This window comes from Limnohabitans sp. 2KL-3 (assembly GCF_001269405.1).
GTDB lineage: Bacteria > Pseudomonadota > Gammaproteobacteria > Burkholderiales > Burkholderiaceae_C > Limnohabitans_A.
This window is the reverse complement of sequence record NZ_CXON01000055.1, coordinates 1-1,760: the sequence shown is the minus strand read 5'-3', so window position 1 is coordinate 1,760 and position 1,760 is coordinate 1. Positions and strand designations below refer to the sequence as shown.

1 protein-coding gene and 2 pseudogenes are annotated in these 1,760 nt (G+C 56.0%); 2 read left to right on the top strand and 1 reads right to left on the bottom strand.

What is annotated here, in order from left to right:
- The coding region (locus AMM41_RS21535; RefSeq protein WP_228769404.1) for an IS630 family transposase at positions 1-600 on the bottom strand (600 nt) is incomplete at its 3' end.
- A gap of 78 nt (positions 601-678) precedes the next feature.
- On the opposite strand from AMM41_RS21535, the pseudogene AMM41_RS21530 reads away from it, so the two are divergent.
- Positions 679-1,074: pseudogene (locus AMM41_RS21530) on the top strand (IS1634 family transposase); the annotation flags it as partial.
- 62 nt (positions 1,075-1,136) lie between these two features.
- Positions 1,137-1,379 (top strand): annotated as a pseudogene (locus AMM41_RS21525) (transposase); the annotation flags it as partial.
- Positions 1,380-1,760: the final 381 nt, after the last annotated feature.

Here is a 1,760-nt window from a genome sequence, read left to right as displayed (position 1 = left end):
GTGCGTCATCGTTTGTGCTCGCCCCTTTTTGAGGGGCAATCCCGGCTGGGTACGATCCAATGCTTGGACTTGGCTCTTCTCGTCGCAGCACAACACCAGCGCGTGCTCCGGTGGCGACATGTACAGGCCAACGATATCTTCCAGCTTGTCGATGAACTTGGGGTCACGCGAAACCTTGAAGCCACGCACCAGATGCGGCTTGAGGCCATTGGCCCTCCAGTGGCGCGACACGCTGGCGGCACTCACACCCAACTCTTGGGCCATGGTGCGCGTACTCCACTGCGTGGCCGCTTGCGGCGTGCTTTGCGTTGTCAGCTCAACCAACTTGGCTACATCCACTTTCACGGGCGGTGCCCCGCGCGGCAAGTCGCGCTCGATGCCCGCCAAACGATCGATTGCGTACCGCTCGCGCCAACGTGCCACTTGCAAGCGCCCGATGCCTAACTCAGCAGCAATAGCGATTGTTTGCTTGCCAAGATCTGCCAACAGCACGATTTGCGCACGCTGAGCCAAGCGAACGCTGGTTCGTTTCGAGCGAACCAGCTTCGTCAATTCCATACGCTCATCGTCGGTAAGCGTGATCGTGGGGGCTACGCGCATCTTGGTCATCCATCTTGGCTAAAAACAATACGCTATAGATGGAGATAATTTATGTATTATCAAGAGTGAAACACTACACTAGTGACCAACGTGGCGGACCTTGAACCTGCCCAGATCGTGCAGCGTTACAAGAGCCTGGCCGACATTGAGCGGGGCTTTAGGGTGCTCAAGTCCGAGATTGAGATCGCGCCGGTCTATCACCGCCTGCCTGAGCGCATTCGCGCTCACGCCAGCATTTGCTTCATGGCCTTGATTCTGTACCGCGTGATGCGTCAGCGTCTGAAGGCGGCGGGCCATAGCGCCTCGCCCGAAAGCGCATTGGCGCAATTGAGAAAAATTCAACGCCAAAGCGTTGCCATCAACCAGGGGGTGCCGGTTTCAGGCATCTCCAATATCCACCGCGAGCAGGCCGACTTGCTGGCGGCGATGAACATCAGAAAGCCCGTGCCGGATGCGCAATTGAGTCTGTTGTAGTGGAAACTTTTGAGAGGTTTCTAATGAAATCAAGCACTTAGCGCGTTTCGTGTCGAACTCGGGGACGCCCGCGTTTGCCCACCCGCCTGATGGTCGCCCTGCTGTACCTCAAACACGCCTTCAACGAAAGCGATGAAGACCTCATCCAGCGCTGGGGCGAGACACCCACTTGGCAATATTTTTCTGGCAACGAATACTTTGAACACCGTTGGCCCTGTGACCCGACCTAACTGGTCAAGTTCCGCAAATTGCTGGGCGAAGAAGGTGTCGAGGAACTCCTGGCCCGCACGGTAGAGGTGGCAGTGACCCTGAAGCTGATTGCCAAGAAAGAGCTCAGTCATATCATTGTCGACTCCACTGTTCCCTGATGGCCACCCAAATTCCCCCACTTATGGCCACCTCAAACTCCCCCACCTGAATTGATCGGGGACAGGGTCTCCCGAGTTCGACACTTCCCCCCTGTTTTTCGCTCATTTCGAGGGGTGGCCTCCATATGAATCAATCACTTAGCCGTGGTTTCTTGGATTTTCTTGTAGTGTAAACATTTGTTAGTTGGTGTAGTTCCCCCTTTCGCTCCATTTGCTACACTTGCACCATGTTCATCAAACTCGCTCGCGCCCGTGGTCACACCTACGCTCAAATCGTAGAGTCCTACCGCGACGCCAACGGTCAGCCTCGCCAGCGCA